The following is a 23,947-nucleotide window of genomic DNA, read 5'->3' on the forward strand; positions in this document are numbered from 1 at the left end:
GGGCACGCTGAAACCGCAGGTAGCTGAGAGGAGTCCGTCATGGCGCCGATGTCCGCCGCACCCACCGCCCTCGTCGATGTCCCCGAGTCCGTCGAGGCCACCATCGAGGAGTGCCTGCGCCGGGCGGCCGGGCCGGGCGTGCCCGCCGACGACCTGCTGGACGAGGCCGTGGAGCGCTGGATCGACCACGGCGTCGCCCTCGAGACGGTGCTGGCCTCGGTGCACGAAGCCATCCGCGCCCGCCTGCGCACCGCACCGGCCCACCCCGGCGACGCCGAACCGCTGGATCTACTGCGCGGCACGCTCGACCTGCTGGACGAGACCACCGCACGGATCTCGGGCGCCTACCTGCGCAGGCTGGACGCGGCGCCGGAGCAGCCACGGCCCGGATCGAGGACCTTCGCCGCCGCGCTGCTCGCGGGCACGGCGACCACCGCCGTGGCGCGCCAGTGCGGGTGCCACCTGGCCGACGAGTACTGGATTCTGGCCCTCGCCCGCCCGCGGTTTCCCGCGGTGCCGCGCCCCGGCATCGACCCGCGCGTCTGGGCCGGGCGGGTGTTGCGCGCCCTCGATCTCGAGCTCTCGCGACAGTTCCCGGGCCGCGGCGCCGCCGTGCTCTCCGCCGACGGCGGCACGCTACTGCTGCCCGCCGCCGACTGCGACGACGCCGACCTGGAGATGCTGGTGCGCGGGCTCACCGGCGCCGCCGAGCTGCCGCTCACGGTGGTCGCGCTGCGGGCCGCGACCGCCGAGATCCCCGCCGACTCCGCCGTCGCGCACGACATGCTCGACATCGCCCTGCGCCTGGGCCTCCCGGCCCGCGTCCACCGGTTCGGCGATCTGGCACTGGAGTACCAGCTCACCCGCCCCGGACCGGGCCTGGAGACGCTGGCCGCCCTGCTCGACCCGCTCGACGACCAGCCCGAACTGCTGGAGACCCTGGGCTGCCACATCGCCACCGGACTCAACCGCAAACGCACGAGCCGCCTGCTGCACCTGCACGTCAACTCGATCGACTACCGCCTGCGCCGGATCGCGGCCCTCACCGGGCTCGAGGCGGGCAAGTCCGACGGACTCTGGTACCTGCGTTCGGCGTACGTCGCGCACAGCTACCGGCAGTCGGCGGCACCGTTCCCGTACGACCATCGGACGAACACGGCGCACCTCGAACCGGTGTGGGCCACGGACTGCGCGTGAACCGTCACCAGGGCGACTGACTGTGCTCGACCCGAAGAACTCCCGGAATCCTCCCCGCCGACGCCGCTGCGATCGGCCCGCGCCACTGGGCGTCGGCGTAGGGCCGTCGATAGCGATCGCGACGATGCGCCGGCGCCCCGCGGCAGTCCACTCACCGCCCTCGTAGGCGCGGCGCGCGGCCGCCGCGACCTGGACCAGACCGACGCGGGCGCACGCGATTTCGCGCCCGGACGGTAACGGGCGCAACCGATCTCACACCAGGTAGGACCGCAGCGCGGCGCGGGCGTGTGTGCGCAGGGGCCGGTCGGCGCGGGTGCCCGGGGCCGTGAGAATGCCGCGCACGTGGACGCGGAACTGCTGGTCGGTCATGCCGAAGGTGACAAAGATGTCCTCGGTGCCGGGTCCCCCGAACGGCTCCCAGATGAGCGCGAAGTCCAGGACGGCCAGATCGTCGGGTTCCACCCCCACCTTCCTTCCGCGCGGGGCATCCACCGGAGATTGTGTCCCGCGCGGGTTACCGCAATGTGGCGGCGCGGCTAACCCGCCCGCACATCACAGGGGTGATCCCCACCGGCGTCCGCGCCACCAGTGACCCGGGCAGGGGTCGGAGCGCTCGCCGAGGGCGTTCAGTAGGCGAGGTTCGAGGCCGGGCGGCGGCGGGTGCGCGTCGAGGATCGCGAGGACGGCCATGATGTCGTGGACGGTGGCGACGACGGCGTCGAATTCGGCGGCCGCGTAGGGGCCCGCACGGTCGCGGAGCAGTTCGATGGCGACGCGTTCGGCCGGGCTCACCGCGTCGAGGGCGTACGGGTAGGCGAGGTCGAGCAGGTCGGCGGGAGTCATCGAGGGGCGCCCTCGGCGAGCGCGGCCGCCAGGCGGGCGAGACCGTCGCGGATGCGGGACTTCACGGTGGGCAGGGGCGCGCCGAGCTTCTCGGCCACCTCGGCATAGGTCAGGCCGCCGTAGTAGGCGAGGGTGACGGCGTCGTATTGCAGCGGGGTGAGGGCGTCGAGTCCGCGCAGTACCGCCTGCTCGTCGAGACGCTGTTCGACGGTCTCGCTCACCACATCGTGCTCCCGGCCCAGGTGCACGAACCCGAACACGACATCGCGCATCCCCGCGGCGCGGTCGGAGCGGATGCGGTCGACGGCGCGGCGGTGGGTCAGCATCATCAGCCAGCCCACCGGGCCGCACATCCGCTCGTCGTAGCGCGCGGCGAACGACCACACCTGCAGGTAGACCTCCTGGGTGATCTCCTCGGCGACGGTGCGGTTGCGCGTCATCCGCAGCGACAGCCCGAAGACGCGGTGGCTCGTCTGCCGGTAGAACTCGGTGAACGCCCGCCGGTCGCCGTCGCCGATCGCGTGCACCAGCGCGATGAAACGCCGCGACGGGCTCTCGTCGCGGGTGGGCGCGCCACGCCCCGTGCGATCCGACGCATCCTCTTCGGCCGGGCGGATCTCGCGCTCCAGCACCGCGGCCGGGCTCTGCGTCGGTGTCATGATCGTTCGTTACCTCCGGGACGGGGGGCGGGGCCACGGATCGATCTCCCTGGGTCACCGGCCGAGGTCGGGAGGATTCGGCCGGTGACTTCCAGCGACGGGGCGGCTGAACCCCGTCCGGTGCCCGGTTACGTATCCGGTGGGCACCGCACAGGACTTCGCGCACACCACGCCGGGGGTTTGGTCCCGGACGAACATTTCCGCCGTCCGGTCGTGACCGAGAACACTCCTCGCCGCCAAACCGCGAGCGGTTTCCTATCGAAGTGGGGATATGCGAGCAGTTCGTGACAACGCCCCACCCGGCCGTGTGCCCGTCCCGCGCACGCCGTGGGCCCGACCGCGACGCCGAGCGGGGGCACCGTGACCCCGCTGCCCGCGCCCCGGGACATCGCCGTGATCGGCAGCGGTGTCGCCGGGCTCACCGCCGCCTATCTCCTGGCCGGGCACGACCGGGTGACGTTGTACGAGAAGGACTCCCGGCTCGGCGGCCACGCGCACACGCACGAGATCGAGTACGCGCCGGGGCGGCGGGTGTGCGTGGACTCCGGGTTCCTCGTGCACAACGACCGGACCTACCCCACGCTGCGGTGGTTGTTCGGCGAACTCGGCGTGGCGACCCGGGAGACCGATATGTCCATGTCGGTGCGCGCCGACGCCACCGGACTCGAATACGCCGGGGCCAGAGGACTTCCCGGCCTCTTCCCGTCGGTGCGCACGGCCCGCGATCCGCGCTACCTCCGGATGCTGACCGAGGTGCCGCGCTTCCACCGCGCCGCCCGCGACCTGGTGCGCCGGGCGGACGATGGCGTCACCCTGGCGGATTTCCTCGCGCGCCACCGGTTCAGCGCCTACTTCACCGACCATTTCGTGACGCCCATCGTCGCGGCGGTCTGGTCCTGCGCACCCGGCCTGGCCACGCGGTATCCGGCGCACTACCTGTTCCGGTTCCTGGAGCACCACGGGATGCTCACCGTGTTCGGCTCGCCGACGTGGCGCACCGTGATCGGCGGGTCGGCCCGTTACGTGGCGAGGATCGCCGAGACGGTCACCGAAATTCGCACCAACGCCACGGTTCTCGCCGTCGCCGAACGCGAGGAGGGCGTGGTGGTCGTGGAGCCGTCGGGCACGCGGCGGTTCGACGCCGCCGTCATCGCCACCCATCCCCGGCAGGCTCTCGACCTGCTGGCGGCGCCCTCGAACCTCGCCCGCGACGTGCTCAACGCCATGCCGTACTCGGTGAATCCCGCGCAACTGCACACCGACGAGTCGCTGCTGCCGAGGGCGCGGCGGGCGCGCGCTTCATGGAACTACCTGGTGCCGTCCGGCCCCGAGGACGGCGTGGTGGTCACCTACGACCTCACCCGGCTGATGGGGCTCGACCACATCGGCGACCGGCGCTTCCTCGTCACGCTCGGCGGCGCGCACCTGGTCGACCCGTCCCGGGTGATCGCCGAGATGACCTACGAGCACCCGATCTACACCCCCGAATCCGTTGCCGCGCAACGCCGTCTCCCCGACCTCGACACCGACCGGATCGTGTTCGCGGGCGCCTACCACGGCTGGGGCTTCCACGAGGACGGCGCGCGCTCCGGCCTGCGCGCCGCCGAACGCCTCGGCCTGCGCCGCCCTCCACCCGACCTCCCCGTCCGCGCGGACGACGGGCCTTCGCGGGCGCGCGGGAGGGGCTGCCCCCGGTCGGCGGCCCCGGTGGAGGCGCGATGACCGAACCCGCCCTCTACTTCACGCGCATCCACCACGCGCGCCGCGCTCCCGTGCGCCACGAGTTCGACTATCGCGGCTACAGCTGGTACTTCGACCTCGCGCACCCGCCGAAGGTCCCGCTGCTTCTGCGCCCGTTGGCAAGCTTCCGCGCCGAGGATCACCTCTTCCCGCCGTCCGGTAGGTCGCGGCGGCAACACGGTGGGGGCCGCCCCGACGACCTGCGCGCTCGGGTCGATGCTGTCCTCGCCGCCCACGGCATCCATGACGCCGGCGGGCCGGTCACCGCCCTCATGAACGCCCGCGTGTTCGGCTACGTCTTCGACCCGCTCACCGTGTTCTGGTGCCACGATCGGCGCGGTGACCTGCGCTGCGTCGTCGCCGAAGTGCACAACACGTACGGGCAGCGGCACGCCTACGTCGTCCAGCCGGACAAGCGGGGCCGCGCCGAGATCGACAAGGCTTTCCACGTCTCCCCGTTCCACCGGGTCGAGGGCCGCTACCGGCTGCGGCTACCGGAACCCGCCGACGCCCTCGACCTGCGGATCACCCTGCTCCGGGACGCGCAGCCCCCGTTCCACGCCGCGCTCACCGGCCACCGGCTGCCGGTGACGGCACGCACTGTGCTGCGCGCCAACCTCCGCGCCCCGCTCTCGCCCTTGCTCACCTCGGCCCGCATCCGCCGCCACGGCATCGCCCTGTGGGCGCGCGGGCTGCCGATCACCCCGCGCCCCCGCGCCGAATCACCGCTGAGGACGGCCCCGTGACCAGCTCCTGCCTCGACACCCACACCGGCGACCTGCTGCCGCCCGTCCCCGGCGGACCGCGCGCCCGGCTCCGCGCCGATGTCGCCGCGCTGCTGTTCCGGCGCGCGGTGGCGCGGCTACCGCTGCGCGTGGAGTTCCCCGACGGCACGGTCCTCGGCGCCGCGCACCCGGAACCGTTGCCGCGCATGATCCTTCGCGATCCGGACGCGTTCGTCGCCCGCCTCGGCACCCACGGCCTCATCGGGTTCGGCGAGTCCTACACGGCCGCCGAGTGGACCTCCCCCGACCCGGCGGACGTGCTCACCGTGCTGGCCACGGCTCTGACCCGGCTGATTCCCCGTCCGCTGCAACGGTTCCGGGCGCTGCTGCCCGCGCCGCCGGTGACGGAGACCGCCACGCAGGCCAACGCTCCCGGCCACATCGAGCACCACTACGACCTGTCGAACGAGCTGTTCGGGCTCTTCCTCGACGAGACCATGACCTACTCGTCCGCCCTGTTCGACGCCGACTCCGCGACCGCCACCTGGGAGGAGCTGGCCGAGGCGCAGCGCCGCAAGATGGACCGGCTGCTCGACGCCGCCCGCGTCGGGCCGGGCAGCCGGGTCCTCGAAATCGGCACGGGCTGGGGCGAACTCTGCGTCCGGGCCGCCGCGCGCGGTGCGATCGTGCGTTCGGTGACGCTGTCGCGCCGCCAACTCGACCTGGCGCGCGACCGGGTGGCGGCCGCGGGCCACGCCGACATCGTCGACATCGACCTGCTCGACTACCGAGACATACGCGGCACCTACGACGCCATCGTGTCGATCGAGATGATCGAGGCGGTCGGATACCGCCACTGGGCAACGTATTTCACGTGCCTGGACCGGCTGCTCGCCCCGGGCGGGCGGGTCGCGCTCCAGGCCATCACCATGCCGCACGACCGTATGCTCGCCACCCGGCGCACCTACACCTGGATCCAGAAGTACATCTTCCCCGGCGGTTTCCTGCCCTCCGTGGCGGCGATCGAACGAACAGCCCACGCGCACACCGGGTTACGGGTCCGAGACCGGTTCGACTTCGGCCCGCACTACGCCGAGACACTGCGACTGTGGCGGGAACGCTTCGACGCCCACGCCGCCCGGGTCGCGGACCTCGGCTTCGACAGCCGATTCCGCCGCCTGTGGCAGTTCTACCTCGCGTACTCCGAGGCCGGGTTCCGCTCCGGATACCTCGATGTCGCGCAGTTCGTGCTGGACCGTCCGGAGGAGCACCGGTGAGCGTCGCCCCTCGCCTCGAGAACGCCCTGCGCCCGCTGCTGCGCGGGCCGCTGCCGGTGCGCCTGATCGCCTGGGACGGCAGCGCCGCGGGACCGGACGACGCACCGGTGATCCGGGTGAACCGTCCCGAGGCGCTGCGCCGAATCCTCTGGCACCCTGGCGAACTCGGTGCCGCGCAGGCTTACATCACCGGCGCGATCGACGTCGAGGGCGACCTCACCGATGCCCTCGCCCTGGCCTGGCGCACGGTGCGGGACCGCCGCATCCCCGGGCTCCGACCGCTCGAGGTGGCCCGCCTCGCGGTCACCGCCGCCCGCCTCGCCGGGCTCGGCGCTCCCCCGCGCGCGCCGTCCACCCAGGTGCGGCTGCGCGGCCCGCGGCACCGGCCGTCCCGCGACCGCGCCGCCATCAGCCACCACTACGACGCGTCCAACGATTTCTACGCGCTGGTACTGGACCCGTCGATGGCGTACTCGTGCGGCTACTACACCCGCAACGTCCCAGGAACGCCCGCCGATCCCGGCTACGGCCTCGCCGACGCGCAGCGCGACAAGCTGGACCTGGTGTGCGGCAAGCTGGGTCTCACCCCCGGCGCGCGGCTCCTCGACGTCGGCTGCGGCTGGGGCGCGCTGCTGCTCCACGCGGCCGAGCACTACGACGCGCGGGCGGAGGGCATCACCCTCTCACGCGAACAGCAGCGCTACGTCGAACACCGCGTCGCCGAACGCGGACTCGGCGACCGCGTCCGAGTCCGGCTGCTCGACTACCGCGACTTCGACGGCACCGGCTTCGACGCCGTCGCCTCCCTGGAGATGGGCGAGCATGTGGGACAACGCCATTACCCGCGCTACGCCCGCGCGCTGTTCGCGGCCGCCGCGCCGGGCGCGCCCGTCCTCGTGCAACAGATGTCGCGGCGCGGACGGCACCCCGGCGGCGGGCCCTTCATCGAATCGTTCATCGCCCCCGATATGGCCATGCGCCCGGTGGGCGACACGGTGTCGCTGCTGGAGGACGCCGGCTTCGAGACGCGCGACGTGCAGGCGCTGCGGGAGCACTACGTGTGGACCGCGCGGGACTGGTCGCGGCGCCTGGAGGAACGCTGGGACGAGGCCGTCGCACTGCTCGGCGTCGAAGGGGCCCGCACCTGGCGGCTGTATCTGGCGGGCGGTGCGCTCGCGTTCGCCGAAGGGCGGATGGGCGTGGACCAGATCCTGCTGCGCCGCCCGGGTGGCCCGCGCGGCGACCGGGCTGCGTGTGCGGAACGGGTGGTGGCGTCGTGAACGTTTCGTCGGCCCTCGTCCTCGCCGCCGCGTCCCTGCTGGGGCTCGCCGCGCTCCAGGCTGTCACCTTCGCGGTGGCGCGCCGGATCGGCCGCTACAACGTGGTGGACGTGGTGTGGGGGCTGGGCTTCGTGGTGGTCGCCGCGCTCGCCGCCCTCCTCGGGACCGCGCCGGTCGAACGTCGCGTCCTGCTGCTCGTCCTGGTCGCGGTGTGGGGTCTGCGGCTGAGCCTGCACATGCACCGGCGCACGGCCGGGCACGGCGAGGACCCACGCTACACCGCCCTGCTGGATCGGCACGGGCATTCGGCGGGCGTGGTGGTGCGCCGTATCTTCCTCACCCAGGGGCTCGCGCAGTGGGTGATCTCGCTCCCCCTCCAGGTGGCGGCGGTCACGGGTCCGGTGTCGGGCGTGGTCCGGCTCCTCGTGGTCGCCGGTGTGCTGGTCTGGCTGATCGGGTTCGTCTTCGAGGCGGTGGGCGACCGGCAACTGGCCCGCTTCCGCGCCGATCCGCGCCACCGCGGCACCGTGATGGATCGCGGGCTGTGGGCGTGGACGCGCCACCCGAACTATTTCGGCGACGCCTGCGTCTGGTGGGGCCTCTGGCTCGTCGCGGCGGCCGCCTGGCCGGGCGCCCTGACCGTCTTCGCTCCGCTGCTCATGACATACGTGCTGGTCCAGGGCACCGGCGCTCGGCTGCTCGAAGAGCACATGGCCGAACGCCCCGGCTACCGCGAGTACCAGCGCCGCACCGCGTACTTCTTCCCGCGCCCGCCCCGCCGGAGCCGGCCGTGACCAGCACGGTGGCCGAAGTGGCGGTCATCCGGCACCGAACGCCAGTAGTCTGCCAAGGAGGACGGACCCGAGCCGCCAGCAAGCCCGCCGTCGCGACGGCACCCGAGTCACCGCCGAGCTACCTCGACCTACGGAGACACCACACTATGGGGAACGAACCCCGCCACTCGGCCGACACCGGCCGCGCCGAGGCGCGCGGCCCGGCCGATTCCTGCCCCGCCGAGCGGCCCGGCGCCGACCCCGCGGTCATGCGGCGGCTCGCGGCGCTGCTCGCCGAGATCGCCACCGGCGACCGGGACGCCTTCACCGAGTTCTACCGCTCCACCCACGACCGCGTATTCGGCCTGGCGCTGCGCATCCTGCGCAAGCCCGCGGCCGCGGAGGAGATCACCCAGGAGATCTACCTCTACGTGTGGAACGCGGCCGAGCAGTACGACGGCGCGCTGGCCAGTCCGATCGGCTGGCTCATGATGCTCACCCACCGCCGCGCCGTCGACCGGGTCCGCGTCGAATCCTCCGCCAGCACTCGCGATCTCGCGTACGGCCACCGCAACCTGGGCCGCGACCACGACATCGTCGCCGAGACCGTCGGGCAGCGCTCCGATGAGCGCGCGGTGGTCGACTGCCTCGGCACGCTCACCGACACCCAGCGCGAAACCCTCGCCCTGGCCTACTACGGCGGCCGCACCTACGCCCAGGTGGCCGACCATCTCGGTATCCCGTTGAATACGGTGAAGACCCGCATCCGGGACGGTCTGAAGCGGTTGCAGACCTGCCTGGCAGGATCGGTGGCCGATGCCTGACATCCATTCCCACGACGAGTTGCTCGACCTCGCCTACCCGTACGCGCTCGACGCGCTGCCCGACGCCGACCGGCGCGCCGTCGAGCACCTGCTGGAACGAGCCGACGAGGAGACGGCGGCGGCGTTCCGCGCGACCGTCCGCGACCTGCGCGAAACCCTCGCCTCTATCACCATGGTCGACGCCGTGCCCGCACCTCCCAACGTGGAGGCCGCGTTGCTGCGCGCGCTCGACGAACAGGCCGAGGCCGACGAGGAGGACGTCGCGCCCGCGCGGCGCCCGCCGGCCCTGCGCTGGCTCGCGGCGGCCGCCGCCGTGCTGGTCGCGGTGGCGGTGGGCGTGGGAATCGCGTTGTCCCGCATCGAATCCACCGAACCCGGCACCCTCACCGCCGCGGAGGTGATCGCGCAGGACGACGTCGAAGCCGACATCGCGCCCGTCACCGGTGGCGGCACGCTCACCGTCAACAGTTCGCGGGCGCTGGGCGCGGCCACCGTGGCGTTCGACGCCGTAGCCACCGCCCCCGAGGGCCGGACCTACCAGGTATGGCTGATTCCGGCCGACGGGACCCCGCGCTCGGCGGCGGTGCTCGACGCGTTGCCGTCGGCAGACGACCCGCTCGTCATGCCCGTCGAGGACGCCCGCACCCTGGCCGTCTCGGTCGAACCGGCGGGCGGCTCACCCCAGCCCACCTCCGATCCCGTGGTGGCCGTGACATTCGACTGAGCGGCCCATCGCCACGCCGGACCACCATCTGAAGCCCTGATCCCATCCGGCCGGACTCTGAGACCGCGCCCGCCCGATCGCCTTCCCGGCGCGCGATCTCGGTCGCGCCGAACCCCCGGTCGTCGGTGTGCTGACCGGGTTCGGCAGGCGCCGGCTCGCACCGGGCGTGCGGCTGAAGCGCGGTGCTGGGTCGGACTGGACGACGCCGATAGCCGCCGCCCGCACCGGGCCGTACCGAGTGGCGGATCAGGTCGGGTCGTCGCCGGCGGGCAGCGGCTCGATGCGCCGGATCAGCTCGGTCTCGGCGTCCGGCGCGACCATGTCGCCGAGCGCCGGGAGGAGGCTGGTGGGCGCGTCGGAGCCCGCCGGCTCGGGGTCGGGCAGCGGCGCGTGGGCCAGGTCCTCGGGGGCCACGTAGCCCAGCACCTCGTACTGCGCGCCGACCGTGGCCGCCGCCGAGTACTTGTCGTGGGCGATGAAGGCCTGGTCGGGACCGAACACCCGGCGCAGCGACTCCAACCAGCGGTGGTCCACCACCCGGCAGTCGACCCACGGGAAGTACTCGAGGCCGGTGCGCAGGTAGAGGCGCTCGCCGATGCGGGCGCGGGTGAGCAGGGCCAGCACCCACTCGTCGATGCGATGCGCCTGCGCGTTGCGGTAGATCCGGGAATGCGGCGCGACGGCGCCGCCGGTGAATTCCGCCAGCGATTTCAGCAGTTCCGGTGAAAACTCGTCTTCGCGAACGAATTCGACGATCTCGAAGCCCTGCAATTGTTCGGGAAGCCGATCCGTCGCCCTGCGCTCTTCGTGCAGTTTGAGTTTTCTGTTGATGTTCTCCGTACGCATGCGACTCCGACTTCCGAGCATTTGACCAGGGGCACCCTAGCACGTCGGCGGGCCCCGTTCGGCCCGGCGACGGAACGAGACAATTACTGGTACGGGCGGTTTCGCGAATACCCGGCCGCATGCGGGAGTGACGCGGAATACATTCGGTGGCGTAAGTTCCGGAAGCGTAGGTTCACGCCGATTCCGCATATCCGGGCGATACCCGGTCGACGCCTCCGGCTGCGGTTTCGCCTCCCCGATGCCGGGTAGGGGCACGGCAGGAGGTGCTCGTATGAAAGCTATCGTGTGGCACGGCGTGGGCGATATCCGCCTCGACGACGTGCCCGATCCCAAGATCGAGGAATCCACCGACGCCATCGTCCAGATCACCACCTCGGCGATCTGCGGCACCGACCTGCATCTGGTCCGCGGCACCGTGCCCGGGATGCGGGCGGGTACCGTCCTCGGCCACGAGGCCGTCGGCGTCGTGATCGAAACCGGTTCCGCCGTACGCGGTTTCGCGGTCGGCGACCGGGTGGTGGTGTGTTCCACCATCTCCTGCGGATACTGCGCGTACTGCCGCAGCGGGTATCCCGCGCAGTGCGACGTCGCCAACCCGAACGGCCCGCAGGCCGGCACCAGCTTCTTCGGCGGCCCCGAGGGCACCGGCCCCGTCGACGGGTTGCAGGCCGAGGCGGCGCGGATCCCGCACGCCACCAACACCCTGGTGCGGGTCCCCGACGGCGTCACCGACGACGAGGCCGTCATGGTGTCCGATGTGCTGCCCACCGGCTGGTTCGGCGCGCGTCTGGCCCAGGTCGGCGAGGGCGACACCGTCGCCGTGCTCGGCGCGGGCGTGGTGGGCCAGTGCGCGATCGCCGCCGCGAAGCGCCAAGGGGCCGCCCGGGTGCTGGTGGTGGACGGCCTGCCCGACCGGCTGGCGACGGCGCGCGCCCAGAACGCCGAACCGATCAACTTCCACGACGAGGATCCGGTCGAGACCGTTCGCGACCTCACCGGCGGGATCGGCGCCGACCGGGTGATCGAGGCCGTCGGCGTGGACGCGCAGGCGCCCGGTGCCGGGCCGGCCGCCGACGCCCTGCCCGTCGGCGCCGAGACGTTCGAGGAGGAACGGCGGGTGGCCGCGCCGGAGGGGAACACCGAGGGCGGGCCGTGGCTCGTGGGCGACGCGCCGAGCCTGGCCGCGCGCTGGGCCACCGGCATGGTCGCCAAGGCCGGCTCGGTCGGGATCATCGGCGTGTATCCGCCGGGGTTCGACCGCTATCCCCTCGGGGTGACCGTCAACCGGAACCTGACCGTCCAGGCCGGGAACTGCAACCACCACCGCTACATCCCCGGTCTGCTGCAACGCGTCGCGCGCGGCGATATCGACCCGCGTCGCTTCATCACCCGGCACGCCGAACCACTGTCCATGGTCGACGCCTACGCGGCGTTCGACCGCCGCGACGACGGCTGGCTGAAGACCGTCGTCCCGATGTGACACCGCTCGCTGAGGAGGACCCCATGCCCACCTACCGAACCCCTGTCCGCGCGATCGTGGCCGGGCTCGCGCTCGGCGGACTCGTGCTCGCCGGATGTACCGACGACACCGCCGATGATCCGATGCCCACGATGCCCGCCACCTCGCCACTCACCACCGCGCCGGACACGGACACCACCACCTCGCCGGGCGAGCAGCCCGAGATCACGCCCGCCGCCGCGCAGCAGCTGTGCGACATGATCGGCTCGGAAGTGGACACCTGGCGCGACCAGGGCACGGCCGTGGCCCGGGTGAGCTTCAACGGCACCGTCCAGAACTGGGCGGCGCGCAACGACGGCCTCAACGACGAGATCCTGCGCGACAAAACGATCGTGGACGACGTCACCACTCAGGCCTGCCCCGACGTGCGCCAGAACGCGCTCGATGCCCTCGGCACCGAGGACCTGGCGGGCGCGTTGGTCGGCATGGGCGGCTGAGCACGGGCCCGCAACGCGCTCCGGCCCCTCGATCCCGCAGGTTCGAGGGGCCGGAGAGTGGTCCGCGCCGGTCAGTCCTTGATGACCTGGGTGCCGCCCGCGAGGTTGTCGTGCCAGCCCTGTTTGGTCGGGCTGGAGCTGACGGTCACCGCGATGGCGATGGCGGCGATGAACCAGAGCAGGCCGCCGACCCAGGGGATCAGGTTCAGCAGCATGTAGGCGTTGCGCAGCGCCGAGTCCTTGATGTTCGGCTTCGGGGCGCCGCCGGAACCGTTGACGTGCAGGCCGAGCACCTTCTTGCCCGGGGTGGAGCCGGTGAGCACCTCGAAGAACACGAAGTACAGGAAGCCGAATCCGGCGCCGGGCAGGACGCTGACCCACTGCGGTAGATCAGTGGCCCGGTCCAGTAGCCAGAAGATGATCGCGCCGACGATGCCGGCGATGATCCAGTCGATGAACCTGGCGCCCGCCCGGCTGCCGATACCGGCCGGGTTCACCCCCAGCTTGCCGAGATTCGGGTCGTATCCACCTGCGGTCATCGTTCCTCCTCGTGTCGATTGCAAGCATCAGCCCTGCCGTCCGAATCGACGTGACACAGTGGCAGCGCGAGCATTTCACATACTCTGGCAATCCGCGAAACGGCCCGGCCGGTATCGGCCCGCAGTTCGACGTCCCGCAACCTGCGGTCCAGGCGTTCGTCACCGCCCGCTATTGGTCGAACGCGATCTCGATCCGCTCGGAAACGGGAATCGTCTGGCAGGCCAGCGTCAATCCCAGCGCGAGATCGGCGTCCACCAGCGTGTCGTTCTTCAGCATCCGTACCTCGCCGGACCGCACCGTGCACGCGCACGCGCTGCACTCCCCCGCCCGGCAGGAATACGGCGCGTCATAACCGTTGCTCAGCAACACATCCAGCAAGGGTGTGCCGCGCGGCCACTCCAGGTCGATCGTCTGGCCGTCGAGTGCCACGGTCGCGGAGGCCGCCGCGCCCCCGCCCTCGGGCCGGACGATATCGGCGAACGGGTCCCCGGTGAGCGAGCGGAACTTCTCCACGTGGACGTGGTTGTCCGGCATGCCGATCGCCCGCAGCGCCGCCCGGCTCGCCGCCATGAACGGCTCGGGGCCGCACACGTACGCCCGATAGGCCCGGTACGGCGCGATCAGCCCGGCCAGCGCCGCCGCGGACGGCCTGCCGCGCTCGGATTCCAGCCAGTGCACGACCTGGAACCGGTCGGGGAATTCGACCGTCATCTCGGCGAGTTCGGCCCCGAAGATCACCGATTCGGCGTCGGTGTTGGCGTAGAGCGCGTACACGGTGGCCGAGCCGCCGAGCAACGCGGACTTGGCGATCGACATCACCGGGGTGATGCCGCTGCCCGCCGCGAGCAGCAAGAGGTCGGCGTCCAGCGATTTCGGCACGAACACCCCCGAGGGCGTGAGCACGCGCAAGCTCATCCCGGGTACGGCGTTGTCGCACAACCAGTTCGAGGCGTAGCCGCCCTCGACGCGCTTGACGGTCACGACGAGGGTGTCGTCCAGGTGCGGGGAACTCGACAGCGAGTAGCAGCGCGCCATGGAATCGCCGCCGGCGCCGGGGATTTCGAGGGTGAGGAACTGACCGGGGTGGTAGCGGAACCGGTGCGCCAGCTCGTCGGGCACCGCGAACACCAGCGAGCGCGCCCGCGCGGTCTCCACGATGACCTCGACGATCTCGAGGGTGTGGACGTGCGCGTTGGCGGTGGTGGCCCGGGTCGCGAGATCGGTCATGGCGGCCCGTCAGAGCTCCACGCCGAAGCGTCCCGCGACCCGTCGCCCGACCCGGTAGAGCGGTGCGCCCGCGTCCTCGTACCGCGGGCCGAGCACCCGCGGGATCAGGTCGAATCCCCGGGCGTCCGGCCCGATCAGCACCCGCGCCTTGTTCTTCTCGACGCCCTTCAGGATGGTGCGCGCCGCCGAGCGCGGGCTGGTGAGCGCGATCAGATCGAATCCCTTGCGGACAGTCTCGATATCCACCGTGTCCGGCAAACCGCGGGCATTCACCGCGATATTCGTCTTCACCCCGCCCGGGTGCACGCACGTGACGCCCACCGGATGTTTCCCGATCAGCATTTCCTGCCGCAGCGCCTCGGTGAATCCGCGCACCGCGAATTTTGCCGCATTGTAGGCACTTTGGGATGGAATTCCCATCAGGCCGAACACCGACGAAATATTCACGAGGTGCCCGTCGCCGGAATCGATCAGGTCCGGCAGAAATGCTTTCGTACCGTGCGCGACGCCCCAGAAATCGACGTTCATCACCCGGTCGAAATCGGCCCAGGTCATCTCCACCACATCGGCGTTGAGCGCGATGCCCGCGTTATTGACGACGAGGTCCACCCGCCCGAACTCCGCGCGCACGTCGTCGGCGTGCGCGTACACGGCGGCGCGGTCGGCGACGTCGAGTTCGAAGGGAATCGCGGTGGCGCCGAGCTTTTCGCACCGGGCGGCGGTCTCGGCCACGGTCACGGGGTCGACGTCCGACAGCGCCAGCTTCGCCCCGCGCTCGGCCAGTTCGAGCGCCAGGCCCCGGCCGATGCCCGACCCCGCGCCGGTGAGCACGGCGACCTTGTTCCTGAAGTTCCTCATCGGGTCACCCTTTCGGCGTTCGGGACGGTGGTGGCCGGAAAGACCTGCGCCGGAACGTTTTCCCGCGCGACCGTTCTACGGACGGCGGGAAGCGCGGGCGCGCCGGTGAATTCGTACTCGGCGGGGTCCACGCGCCGCGTGCGCAGCCAGTACTGCCAGGTGAATCCCGGCCACAGGGTGCGGTTCTCACCGTGCTCGTCCAGATACCAACTGCGGCAGCCGCCGGTGTTCCACACCGAGCCCGCCAGGTCGCGTTGCAGGGCCGCGTTGTAGCGATCCTGCGCCGCGCGACGCGGAGCCAGCGCCAGGGCACCGCGTTCCCGGACCAGGCGAATGGCCTGGATGGTGTAGTGGATCTGCGCTTCGATCATGAACACGATCGAGTTGTGGCCGAGCCCGGTGTTCGGGCCGAGCAGGAAGAACGCGTTGGGCACACCCGCGACGGTGATGCCCCGGTGCGCCTGCACGCCTTCGCGCGTCCAGCGGTCGGCCAGGTCCTCGTCGTCGCGGCCGCGCACCCGCAGATTCGTCAACGAGTCGAGCACGTGGAATCCGGTGCCGAAGATGATCGCGTCCACCTCGCGCTCGATGCCGTCGGCGGTGACGATCCCGCTCTCGGTGATGCGCTCGAGACGCGCGGTGACCAGTTCGGTTTTCGGGTCGTCGACGGCCTGGTAGTAGGTGTCGGACCCGAGCAGCCGTTTGCACCCCGCGCGGTAGTCGGGCGTGAGCGCGTCCCACAGCGCCGGGTTCGAGACCTGCCGCCGGATGTGGCGCCGCCCGGCCCATTCCACCGCCCGCAGCAGTCCGGGACGGCGCGTCATCGCGTACGCGCCGGCTTCGGCCGACCAGTAGATGCCGTTGCGCAGGGCGAAACGCAGGCCGGGCACCACGCGCAGCGCGCGCCGCACCAGCGGCGGAAGGTCGAGGTTGCGGCGCGGCAGCACCCAGGGCGCGGTGCGCTGGTAGAGGTGCAATGCGGCGACCCGGCCGAGGATCTCCGGCACGAATTGGACGGCGCTCGCGCCCGTCCCGATGACGGCGACGCGTTGGTCGGTCAGGTCGACGTCGTGGTCCCACCGCGCCGAATGGAAGGCCGGACCCCGGAACCGCGCCAGCCCTTCGATGTCCGGGATGCTGGGGATGTGCAGCGCGCCGATCGCCGAGACGAGGTAGCGCGCGTCGTACTCCTGTCCGTCGGCGGTCGCGACGTGCCAGCGGTGTCGCCCTTCGTCCCACTCCGCGCGAACGACATGCCGGCCGAACCGGATTCGCGGGCGCAGGCCGTACTCGTCGGCCACCGACTTCAGGTATTCCTGGATCTCCGGCTGCGCCGAGAACAGCTGCGTCCACGTGGTGCGCGGGGCGAACGAGTACGAATACAGGTGGGTCGGCACGTCGCACGCCGCGCCCGGGTAAGTGTTGTCGCGCCAGGTGCCGCCCACCTCGCCGGCCTTCTCCAGGAGCAGGAAGTCCTCGATGCCCGCCTCCCGCAACGCGATTCCCATGCCCAGGCCGGAGAATCCGCTGCCGATGATCACCACTTCGGTGCGCACGGAGCTCACGAGCGTGCCGCCTTCCGGCCGAACAGGTCGTCGAGGATGTCGTCGGGCACCGCCCGCGAGGCCCGCGCCAGGCGCCGGGTGACCACGCCGTCCAGGAACCCCGCCTCGTGGCAGAAACGCAGCAGCGGCTCGGCGGCGAACGTCGCGTTGGCGCGGTAGTTCGGCGAGGTCATCATGGCGAGAAAGCCGCGCCACGGGCTGATGCCGACGCTGCGGTAGACGTTCGGGTTGATCAGCACCGGGTAGACGCCGGTGATCATCACGCCGAACACCATGCGGTGCAAGGCATTCGAGAGCTTCCCGCGGGCCTCGATGGCGCGCACCATCTCCTCGCGCGCGTAGGTGATGTGCCTGGCCTCCTCGAGTACGTGGATCTTCATGAGCTGGCGCAGATGCGGTTGCAGTTCGGGATCGTTCATCGCCTCACGTTGCAGCCGGTCCAGGAGTTCCTCGATCAGCAGGGTGCCCGCGTAGGAGGACGGGCCGATCGGGATCAGCCCGGCCAGGCGCAGCGCGGTGCGCGTCCACCGGGGCTGCACGTACGGCCGCACGCCGGTGAGGTTCACCAGACGGCTGAACATGGTGGAATGCCTTGTCTCCTCGCCGATCTCGGCGAGCGCGTAGCGGGTGTGGTCGTCGGACGGGTCGCCCGACTCCAGCACCGAGCGCCACAGCACCAGGCTCAGCCCGGCCTCGGCGTAGATGCCGAAGCTGAGCACGCTCACGGCCTCGTGTTTGCCCAGTTCGTCGCGCTGCTCCTGGGTGAGCCGGTCCCACAGCGCCGTCCCGTACAGCGATTGGCGGTGCTCGGGCATCCACTTGCGGTGCGGGTCGGGCGGGGCCGACCAGTCGATGTCGAGTTCGCCGTCGTAGGCGCGTTCGGCGGTGGAGCGCAGCAGGCGCTGCGCGGTCTTCTGCCGATCGCCGACGGTGCGGCGGCGGGCGGTCGAGGCGCCCGCGGTGGTGACGATCGGAGGGGTGCTCGCGTCGAGGGTCATGCCGGTCCTTCTTCCTTCGGGTGCGCCGGGCTACCGCAGGCCGCCGAGGCGCAGAATGGTCGCCGCCACCGGGCCGCGCAGAATGCCTTGCGCCGTGGCGAATTCGCGGAACGAGGCGGTGGCGCGGCGCGCGTTGCGCCGATACGCCGGGCCGGTGAGCGCGGCCACCACCGCGATCCCCGGCGACACCCCGGCGTCGCGATACGCACGGGGTTCGATCGCCGCCGCGTACAGCGACGCGGTGATCGCCGCCGCGAGCCACCGGTGCAGCGCGTTGGCGGCCGGTCCGCGCGAACGCACCGCGGCCACCAGTTCCTCGCGCGTCAGTTCCACGTGGCGGGCCGCCCCGGGCGCGGTCAGTATCGACACCTGCCGCAGGTGCGGCGGCGCGCCGGGATGGCCGGCCACGTCGCGCAGGACGGCCGCGACCATCTCCTCCAGCAGCAGCCGGAACGCGAGACCGGCCGGCCCGGTCGGAGTGAGCAGGACGAATTTGGCCAGCACCCGCAGCGGCGGCGAGAGCGGATACGGCGCGACACCGGATTTCGCGACGAGCCTGCTGAGCATGGTGGTGCGGCGTGCCTCGTCGTTGATCGCCGAAAGCAGGAACCGGCTGCGGTCGTCGACCGGGCTGTCGCCCTCGATGAGATCGCGGAAGTCGAGCATCCCGACGACGGACTGCGCGTGGATGCCCGCCGTGAGCAGCGCGACCAGTTCCCGCTTGGCGAGTTCGGCCCGCTGCTCCTCGCCGAGCCACCGCCACAGCCAGGTTCCGTGCAGCGAAATCCACTGCGCGGGAAGCCATTCCGCGTCCGGCACCACCGGTGCGTCCCAGTCGATGTCGACATCCGGATCGTAGGCCTGTTCCGAGGCCGCGAACAGCAGCCGCGTCGCGGTGGCGCCATCGGCGATCCCGCGCCGATGGCGGACGGGGCCGCCCGACGCGGTGGTCGCGGGCCGGAACTCGTGGTCGCCGTAGGACTTCGTTGTCCCCATGGCATTCCTCCGATCGCCGAAGCGAGGTCAGAGACAACCGGTACCTAGTACTGGTTGTTCGATGTATATTCGAGTGTGTCCCAGACACGAAGGCGTGTCAACGCGATCGGGGCGTCGATTTCCGAACGAGGAAGGCGGACACCATGACCAGCGCCGTTCCCCACAGCCCGCACGACGACGCCGACTACCTCGGCGAGGCCACCCTGGTGATCGGCGGGCGCGAGTTCGCCGTCCGCGTGGAATTCCGCGGGTACGTGGAACCGATCGACGGGATCTACCGGTGGATCGGGCGGGTCCGCCCGCACGACGCGCTCACCGAATTCCTCGGTGACGAGCCGCGCACACCCGTGACCGTCCGCACCGCGCACAGCGCGCGCGATGCGGTCATCGGCGATCCCGACCCGTGGGGGCGCTACCGGATCGCCGGGAAGAGCACGCCGCCGTTCCACGTCCCGACCGAACTGAGCGAGGTCGAGGGCGGCGGTCAGGCCTCCGGCGGAACCGACTGAGACGGTAGCGTCAGCACGTCGTCCGGAGCGAGCGCGACGCCGCGCGACGCGGCGGTGGCCGACAGCGCACCCCACACGAAGGTCACCAATTGCCCGACCAGTTCGTCCTTTTCGATGGTCGGCGAGTTCAGCCAGCGCAGCACCGCGAGTCCGACCGCGCCCAGTACCGCGTCGACGAAGTACTCGATATCGCGCACATCGCCACCGCGCCCGCCCAGCACCGCGCCGACGAGCGCGGCCATGGCGTCGGACAGCGGGCGGCCGGACTCGAGCAGCACCATGGGCGAGCGGCCCGCCGCCACCTGGGAGCCGACGATGAAGCGGAACAGGTTGGGCCGTTCGTCCACCAGATCCACGTAGGCGTGCAATCCGGCGGTGACGGCGCCGAGCACGGTGCCCGTGAGCGCGAAATGCGGCGTGAGCCGCTGCACGACGAGTTCCTGGACCCGCTCGGTCACGGCGGCGAACAGTTCGTCCTTGTCACCGAAGAACCGGTACAGCTTGGGCCGGGGAATGCCCGCGGTCTTGATGATCTCCTCGATGGAGAGGTCCGGGCCGTACTCGTCGATGGCGCGCAGGGTCGCCTCGATCAGCTCCACGCGGACGGCGGCGCGATGCTCCCGCCACCGATCGGCGCGAGCATCGCCCTTGAGGACCGGCAGGTGCCGCCGGTCCGCCGCCGCCTTGCGCACCACGTGGCCCATCGTAGTTCACGGCACCCGCGTGACCACGGGGTTCGCGACGGGCTCAGTACACGCGGAACGTGGTGGTGCTCGGCGCGTGCGGGAGGTCGGTGGTCAGCGTGAACGTGACATTGCCCGCGCCGGTCACGAGGCGGACATTGCCGAGCTGCGGGCGGATCCAGAAGAACGGGGTGCCGTTGCCCGCGCCGAGGAACACCGAGCCCGAACCCCTGGCGCCGGTGTCGTGGTTGTGCCAGTGGACGGTGGCGGTGACCGAACACCACGGGGCCGGGACGCCGAGCACCTTCAGCCAGCCCTGCACCTGGAGGTCGACGGTGCCCGCGACGTCGCCGTCCGGGTACACGTTGCCGATGGCCCACACGTCGCCCGCGCAGCCGAGACCGTGCGCGGCGGTCGTGGCGAGCGGCAGCTCGACGGGGATGTAGTTCGACGCCGACGCGGGGGCGCTCGCGCCGATCACGGCGGCCACGGCCACGGCGGTCGCGGCGAACGCTCGGCTTGCCTTCACGGGTGACACAGCGGAACTCCTTCGTCGAACGGATGGGCACGAACTCGCGCGGCGACCCGAGATCGCGACCGAAGCGCTCTCCCCTACCATCGCGCATTTCGTTTGCCGTGCTACATACCGCGCCGGACGCCGAGGAGATCACCGCTCGGGCGGGAACTTCCGGAGCGCCTTGCGGGCGGTCGCGCGGGTGTAGCGGTCGGCGGCGGTGAAGGGTTCGATCAGGGCGCGGGTGCCGGGCCATCCGCGAAAATGGCTACCTTTCACCACAATTGGTGCCGAAGCGCGGACCGGGCCGGACGGCCGGTCGCCATCGGCCTCCGACGACCCCGGGAGGTGCGACTCGGCGAACGTGCCCGTCCTGGGTGACGAAGTCCCGGCAAACGGAACCGCCGGCCAACACAACATCCGTGGCTGCCCGGCGGTTCGGTGCGGCGCGGATCAGGCGGGGCCCGCTTCCTTCTCCGCGAGTTCGGCGAGCCGGTCCAGCGACGCGGTGAGCTTGTCGGCGGTGGTGGCGCGGGCGCGCACCTGGCGCTTCTCGTCGTGCAGCTCGGTCCAGTCGTAGGTGTGGGTGACCCGGGTCAGCGTGTCGCCCACCGGTTCCAGCTCCCACCGCCACAGGTGGCCGGGCGGCTGCTTGCCCGGCTCCGCGGGCCGCCACGCGATGCGGCGGCCCTCGGTGAACTCGACGATGTGGTTCTCGCGGACCGCGCCGACGGTGAGCGTGGTGCGGAAGATCTCGCCCACCGCGCGCACCCGCTGACCGGGCGCGGATTCGGCCAGGTTGTCGTTGCCGTCCCAGCGCGGCTGCTGGGACGGGTCGGCGATGAGTTCGAAGAGGTCGGCCGCGCTCGCGGCGATGTCACGGCTGGCGCTGACGATACGGGGCACATCGGTCTGATCGGTCACGTTCGGGATCGAACCAGCACCGCCGCGCGCGCACAATGGTTCGGCTCAGCGCACGCCGAATCACGGCGCGTCGGCGTCCAGCGCCGCGGCGAGGCGGTCGGCGTCGACCCCGAACCCGGCGAGCCGGTTCAGCGGAATGGAGGCGATCATCCGCATCATGTCCACGCCGAGCGCGGAGCCGCCGCCGAAGCCCCCGGCCATCCCGCCGAACACCTCGGCCAGCGCGGCGGCGGTCGCCGGCTCGGCCAGCGCCTCGCCGAGCGTGGACTCCAGTGTGATCGGGACCCGCACTTGGTCACCCGCGACGTCGACCTCGCCCGACACCCGCAGATCGCGGCTGGACGCGCCCACCCACACCCGGTACGTGCCGGGTTCGAGCACCCACCGGTCGACGCGAGTGTCCCAGTACGCCAGATCGTCCCGGGCGAGCAGGATCGAAACATCCTCGCTCGCACCGGGTTCCAGCTCGGCCGTGACCGCGAAACCGGTGAGCTCGCGCACCGGCCGCACCACCGCCGAGCCGGGCAGCCCCGAATACACCTGCACCACTTCGCGTCCCGCGCGGTCGCCGGTATTGGTGACGGTGACGCGGACGCGGATGCCGTACTCGCCCGCGTCGAGCGCGAGGCCGTCGTAGGCGAACGTGGTGTAGGACAGCCCGTGCCCGAACGGGAAGCACACCGTCATGGCGCGGTGGTCGTACCAGCGGTATCCGACGAACAGTCCCTCGCCGTAGCGCACGTGCGAGTGCTCGCCCGGAAAGTTCTGGTACGCGGGCACATCCGCCAGCGCCATCGGCACCGTCTCCGCCAGCCGGGCCGAGGGATTCACCACGCCGAACAGCACATCCGCCAGCGCGCCACCGCCCGCCTGACCGACCAGACCGCCGTCCAGGATCGCGGCCGCCGCGCGGGCCACCGGCGCCAGCCGCACCACACCGCCATGCGCGAGCACCACCACCGTCTCGGGCCGCACCTGCGCCACCTCGGTGAGCAGGTCGAGTTGGCCGGCGGGCAGCTCGATGTCGTCGCGGTCGAAGCCCTCGGACTCCTGCGCGGCGGCCACGCCCAGGAACAGCACGGCCACGTCGGCCGCGCGCGCCGCCGCCACGGCTTCGGCGCGCAGCGCGCCGGAATCCGTTCCGTCGGTGGTGAATCCGCGGCTGTAGGTCACGGGCGTCGTCCCGGCGAGCGCGCGGATCTCGTCGAGGGGGATGTCGAGGCGGGTCGGGTTGACATGGGAGCTGCCGCCGCCCTGATAGCGCGGCTCGGCCGCGAACTCCCCGATCACCGCCAGCGACCGGCCCGGCGCGAGTGGCAGCACACCGTTCTCGTTCTGCAACAGCACCACGCAGCGCCCCGCCACCTCGCGCGCCAGTCGGTGGTGCGCGTCGACGGTGTCACCGTCCTCGGCGAGCGCGCGGCCCGCCTCGGCCCGCGCCGCCAGCCGCGCGACGTTCTCCGCCGCGCGGTCCACCGCCGACACGTCGAGCGTGCCCGCCGCCACCGCCGCCACCACCTGCGCGTCGGAAGCGCCGTTGCCGCCGGGCATTTCGAGATCGAGGCCGGCGGCCACGGAGGCGGGCCGGTCGGCGACCGCGCCCCAGTCCGACACCACTACACCGTCGAATCCCCACTCGCCGCGCAGCACGTCGGTGAGCAGCCAGCGGTTCTGCGCGGCGTGCACACCATTGATCCGGTTGTAGGAGCACATCACCGTCCACGGGCGCGCGGTGCGCACGATGTGGGCGAACGCGCGCAGGTAGATCTCGCGCAGCGGGCGCGGGTCGACGTCCGAACTCATGCGCATCCGGTCGTATTCGGCGTTATTGGCGGCGAAGTGCTTCAGCGACGCTCCGACGCCGGCGCCCTGCACCCCCGTCACCCAGGCCGCGCCGAGCGCGCCGGTCAGGTGCGGGTCCTCCGAGTAGTACTCGAAGTTGCGGCCGCCGCGCGGGTCCCGCTTGATATTGATGCCCGGCCCGAGCAGCACATCGACCCCGAGGCCGCGCGCCTCCCGCCCCAGCGCCGCGCCCACCCTGGCCACCAGGTCGCGGTCCCAGCTCTGCCCGAGCCCCACGGCGGGCGGGAAGCAGGTGGCGGGCAGGCTCTGCGCCAGTCCGAGGTGGTCGGTCGCGCCGGCCTGCCTGCGCACGCCGTGCGGGCCGTCGGTCATGGTCACCGAGCCGACGGGGCCGATCGCCTTCGTCGTCCAGAAATCCGCTCCGCTGCCGAGCGCGGCACGGTCTTCCACGGTCAGGTCGGAAAGATCGGACTTGCTCGTCATCGA

The 23,947-nt window shown here is 71.6% G+C and carries 25 protein-coding genes; 11 read left to right on the top strand and 14 right to left on the bottom strand.

Going from position 1 to position 23,947, the window contains the following annotated elements; all coding sequences use genetic code 11:
• Positions 1–39 precede the first annotated feature (39 nt).
• Positions 40–1,197 carry a PucR family transcriptional regulator gene (locus OHB21_RS30000; RefSeq protein WP_195124304.1) on the top strand — a complete coding sequence of 386 codons (1,158 nt, stop codon included), beginning with the start codon at positions 40–42 and terminating at the stop codon, positions 1,195–1,197.
• Positions 1,198–1,449: 252 nt separating this feature from the next.
• On the opposite strand, the gene OHB21_RS30005 is transcribed toward OHB21_RS30000, so the two are convergent.
• The 3 genes from OHB21_RS30005 to OHB21_RS30015 all read right to left on the bottom strand — a co-directional run bounded on the left by OHB21_RS30005 (position 1,450) and on the right by OHB21_RS30015 (position 2,699).
• Positions 1,450–1,659, bottom strand: a complete 210-nt coding sequence (locus OHB21_RS30005; protein WP_067501154.1) for a hypothetical protein — start codon at positions 1,657–1,659, stop codon at positions 1,450–1,452.
• A gap of 90 nt (positions 1,660–1,749) precedes the next feature.
• A complete protein-coding gene (locus OHB21_RS30010; protein WP_195124305.1) occupies positions 1,750–2,040 on the bottom strand; it encodes an RskA family anti-sigma factor in 291 nt (96 codons plus the stop codon).
• Complete coding sequence (locus OHB21_RS30015) at positions 2,037–2,699, bottom strand: sigma-70 family RNA polymerase sigma factor (protein WP_067501148.1); 663 nt, start codon at positions 2,697–2,699, stop codon at positions 2,037–2,039. Before OHB21_RS30015 ends, OHB21_RS30010 begins: the two co-directional genes overlap by 4 nt.
• A 360-nt stretch (positions 2,700–3,059) precedes the next feature.
• Here OHB21_RS30015 and OHB21_RS30020 point away from each other — a divergent pair, with 360 nt between their 5' ends.
• The 7 genes from OHB21_RS30020 to OHB21_RS30050 all read left to right on the top strand — a co-directional run bounded on the left by OHB21_RS30020 (position 3,060) and on the right by OHB21_RS30050 (position 10,042).
• Complete coding sequence (locus OHB21_RS30020) at positions 3,060–4,421, top strand: NAD(P)/FAD-dependent oxidoreductase (protein ID WP_067501145.1); 1,362 nt, start codon at positions 3,060–3,062, stop codon at positions 4,419–4,421.
• Complete coding sequence (locus tag OHB21_RS30025) at positions 4,418–5,185, top strand: DUF1365 domain-containing protein (RefSeq protein WP_067501142.1); 768 nt, start codon at positions 4,418–4,420, stop codon at positions 5,183–5,185. Before OHB21_RS30020 ends, OHB21_RS30025 begins: the two co-directional genes overlap by 4 nt.
• Positions 5,161–6,441: a class I SAM-dependent methyltransferase gene (locus tag OHB21_RS30030; protein ID WP_084537160.1), complete on the top strand. Its 1,281-nt coding sequence runs from the start codon at positions 5,161–5,163 to the stop codon at positions 6,439–6,441. The genes OHB21_RS30025 and OHB21_RS30030 overlap by 25 nt, the downstream gene beginning before the upstream one ends.
• Positions 6,438–7,721, top strand: a complete 1,284-nt coding sequence (locus tag OHB21_RS30035) for a class I SAM-dependent methyltransferase (protein WP_195124306.1) — start codon at positions 6,438–6,440, stop codon at positions 7,719–7,721. The genes OHB21_RS30030 and OHB21_RS30035 overlap by 4 nt, the downstream gene beginning before the upstream one ends.
• Positions 7,718–8,515, top strand: a complete 798-nt coding sequence (locus OHB21_RS30040) for a DUF1295 domain-containing protein (protein WP_067514534.1) — start codon at positions 7,718–7,720, stop codon at positions 8,513–8,515. The genes OHB21_RS30035 and OHB21_RS30040 overlap by 4 nt, the downstream gene beginning before the upstream one ends.
• Positions 8,516–8,661: 146 nt before the next feature.
• Complete coding sequence (gene sigK / locus OHB21_RS30045) at positions 8,662–9,318, top strand: ECF RNA polymerase sigma factor SigK (RefSeq protein WP_195124307.1); 657 nt, start codon at positions 8,662–8,664, stop codon at positions 9,316–9,318.
• Complete coding sequence (locus OHB21_RS30050) at positions 9,311–10,042, top strand: anti-sigma factor (RefSeq protein WP_067514538.1); 732 nt, start codon at positions 9,311–9,313, stop codon at positions 10,040–10,042. Before sigK ends, OHB21_RS30050 begins: the two co-directional genes overlap by 8 nt.
• A gap of 246 nt (positions 10,043–10,288) precedes the next feature.
• Here OHB21_RS30050 and OHB21_RS30055 read toward each other — a convergent pair whose 3' ends face one another.
• Complete coding sequence (locus OHB21_RS30055; RefSeq protein ID WP_067514540.1) at positions 10,289–10,888, bottom strand: hypothetical protein; 600 nt, start codon at positions 10,886–10,888, stop codon at positions 10,289–10,291.
• Positions 10,889–11,159: 271 nt separating this feature from the next.
• Here OHB21_RS30055 and OHB21_RS30060 point away from each other — a divergent pair, with 271 nt between their 5' ends.
• Both OHB21_RS30060 and OHB21_RS30065 read left to right on the top strand, forming a co-directional pair.
• Entirely contained in the window at positions 11,160–12,368 is a 1,209-nt protein-coding gene (locus tag OHB21_RS30060; protein ID WP_195124308.1) for an alcohol dehydrogenase catalytic domain-containing protein, read from the top strand.
• A gap of 23 nt (positions 12,369–12,391) precedes the next feature.
• Positions 12,392–12,844 carry a hypothetical protein gene (locus tag OHB21_RS30065; protein ID WP_067514547.1) on the top strand — a complete coding sequence of 151 codons (453 nt, stop codon included), beginning with the start codon at positions 12,392–12,394 and terminating at the stop codon, positions 12,842–12,844.
• Positions 12,845–12,915: 71 nt separating this feature from the next.
• On the opposite strand, the gene OHB21_RS30070 is transcribed toward OHB21_RS30065, so the two are convergent.
• The 6 genes from OHB21_RS30070 to OHB21_RS30095 all read right to left on the bottom strand — a co-directional run bounded on the left by OHB21_RS30070 (position 12,916) and on the right by OHB21_RS30095 (position 19,028).
• Entirely contained in the window at positions 12,916–13,383 is a 468-nt protein-coding gene (locus OHB21_RS30070; RefSeq protein WP_067514549.1) for an RDD family protein, read from the bottom strand.
• A gap of 169 nt (positions 13,384–13,552) precedes the next feature.
• Positions 13,553–14,611 carry a ferredoxin--NADP reductase gene (locus OHB21_RS30075; RefSeq protein ID WP_195124309.1) on the bottom strand — a complete coding sequence of 353 codons (1,059 nt, stop codon included), beginning with the start codon at positions 14,609–14,611 and terminating at the stop codon, positions 13,553–13,555.
• 9 nt (positions 14,612–14,620) lie between these two features.
• The gene (locus tag OHB21_RS30080) at positions 14,621–15,469 is read right to left on the bottom strand and encodes an SDR family NAD(P)-dependent oxidoreductase (protein ID WP_195124310.1); all 849 of its coding nucleotides are present in this window, start codon (positions 15,467–15,469) and stop codon (positions 14,621–14,623) included.
• Complete coding sequence (locus OHB21_RS30085) at positions 15,466–17,034, bottom strand: flavin-containing monooxygenase (RefSeq protein ID WP_328436201.1); 1,569 nt, start codon at positions 17,032–17,034, stop codon at positions 15,466–15,468. The genes OHB21_RS30080 and OHB21_RS30085 overlap by 4 nt, the downstream gene beginning before the upstream one ends.
• The gene (locus tag OHB21_RS30090) at positions 17,031–18,032 is read right to left on the bottom strand and encodes an AurF N-oxygenase family protein (protein ID WP_067514556.1); all 1,002 of its coding nucleotides are present in this window, start codon (positions 18,030–18,032) and stop codon (positions 17,031–17,033) included. The genes OHB21_RS30085 and OHB21_RS30090 overlap by 4 nt, the downstream gene beginning before the upstream one ends.
• Before the next feature lie 30 nt (positions 18,033–18,062).
• Positions 18,063–19,028 carry a diiron oxygenase gene (locus OHB21_RS30095; protein ID WP_195124311.1) on the bottom strand — a complete coding sequence of 322 codons (966 nt, stop codon included), beginning with the start codon at positions 19,026–19,028 and terminating at the stop codon, positions 18,063–18,065.
• Positions 19,029–19,171: 143 nt separating this feature from the next.
• Here OHB21_RS30095 and OHB21_RS30100 point away from each other — a divergent pair, with 143 nt between their 5' ends.
• Positions 19,172–19,537, top strand: coding sequence for a DUF4873 domain-containing protein (locus tag OHB21_RS30100; protein WP_195124312.1), 366 nt, complete (start codon positions 19,172–19,174; stop codon positions 19,535–19,537).
• On the opposite strand, the gene OHB21_RS30105 is transcribed toward OHB21_RS30100, so the two are convergent.
• The 4 genes from OHB21_RS30105 to OHB21_RS30120 all read right to left on the bottom strand — a co-directional run bounded on the left by OHB21_RS30105 (position 19,513) and on the right by OHB21_RS30120 (position 23,944).
• Complete coding sequence (locus OHB21_RS30105; protein ID WP_324191932.1) at positions 19,513–20,229, bottom strand: TetR/AcrR family transcriptional regulator; 717 nt, start codon at positions 20,227–20,229, stop codon at positions 19,513–19,515. The genes OHB21_RS30100 and OHB21_RS30105 overlap by 25 nt on opposite strands.
• Before the next feature lie 55 nt (positions 20,230–20,284).
• On the bottom strand, positions 20,285–20,758 hold the full coding sequence (locus OHB21_RS30110; protein WP_147265764.1) for a hypothetical protein: 474 nt from the start codon (positions 20,756–20,758) through the stop codon (positions 20,285–20,287).
• Positions 20,759–21,187: 429 nt separating this feature from the next.
• Complete coding sequence (locus tag OHB21_RS30115) at positions 21,188–21,658, bottom strand: SRPBCC family protein (RefSeq protein WP_195124314.1); 471 nt, start codon at positions 21,656–21,658, stop codon at positions 21,188–21,190.
• 60 nt (positions 21,659–21,718) lie between these two features.
• Positions 21,719–23,944 carry a glycoside hydrolase family 3 C-terminal domain-containing protein gene (locus OHB21_RS30120; RefSeq protein WP_195124315.1) on the bottom strand — a complete coding sequence of 742 codons (2,226 nt, stop codon included), beginning with the start codon at positions 23,942–23,944 and terminating at the stop codon, positions 21,719–21,721.
• Positions 23,945–23,947: the final 3 nt, after the last annotated feature.

This window comes from Nocardia puris (genome assembly GCF_036051655.1).
Lineage (GTDB): Bacteria > Actinomycetota > Actinomycetes > Mycobacteriales > Mycobacteriaceae > Nocardia > Nocardia puris.